This window comes from Priestia sp. P5_B4, from assembly GCF_056400385.1.
The window spans coordinates 1-613 of the sequence record NZ_JBFULJ010001432.1 but is presented as its reverse complement, the minus strand read 5'-3'; the positions used below and the strand labels follow the sequence as shown (position 1 = coordinate 613).

6 tRNA genes are annotated in these 613 nt (G+C 52.4%); all 6 read right to left on the bottom strand.

What is annotated here, in order from left to right:
* Positions 1–42: 42 nt before the first annotated feature.
* Positions 43–118, bottom strand: a tRNA-Asp gene (locus AC1DRF_RS31430).
* A gap of 3 nt (positions 119–121) precedes the next feature.
* Positions 122–198, bottom strand: a tRNA-Met gene (locus tag AC1DRF_RS31425).
* 11 nt (positions 199–209) lie between these two features.
* Positions 210–285: transfer RNA gene (locus tag AC1DRF_RS31420), tRNA-Val, on the bottom strand.
* Positions 286–308: 23 nt separating this feature from the next.
* Positions 309–383, bottom strand: a tRNA-Glu gene (locus AC1DRF_RS31415).
* A 21-nt stretch (positions 384–404) separates the two neighbouring features.
* Positions 405–496: transfer RNA gene (locus tag AC1DRF_RS31410), tRNA-Ser, on the bottom strand.
* 3 nt (positions 497–499) lie between these two features.
* Positions 500–574: transfer RNA gene (locus tag AC1DRF_RS31405), tRNA-Asn, on the bottom strand.
* Between the last annotated feature and the right edge of the window lie 39 nt (positions 575–613).

Here is a 613-nt window from a genome sequence, read left to right as displayed (position 1 = left end):
TTGCTCTACCAACTGAGCTACCGAGCCTTATTAAATTTAAAATGGCGGTCCCGACGGGAATCGAACCCGCGATCTCCTGCGTGACAGGCAGGCATGTTAACCGCTACACCACGGGACCACTTGGTTGCGGGGACAGGATTTGAACCTGCGACCTTCGGGTTATGAGCCCGACGAGCTACCGAACTGCTCCACCCCGCGATGATAATATATGGTGGAGGATGACGGGATCGAACCGCCGACCCCCTGCTTGTAAGGCAGGTGCTCTCCCAGCTGAGCTAATCCTCCGTTATTATGTAGATAAAAATAAATGGTGACCCGTACGGGATTCGAACCCGTGTTACCGCCGTGAAAGGGCGGTGTCTTAACCGCTTGACCAACGGGCCACTGTGCTAATTAAATAAAAATGGCGGAGAGCAAGGGATTTGAACCCTTGAGACAGCGTTAACCGCCTACACGATTTCCAATCGTGCTCCTTCGGCCACTCGGACAGCTCTCCAAATGGCTCCACAGGTAGGACTCGAACCTACGACCGATCGGTTAACAGCCGATAGCTCTACCACTGAGCTACTGTGGAATAAGATAGCTCTACCACTGAGCTACTGTGGAATAATAA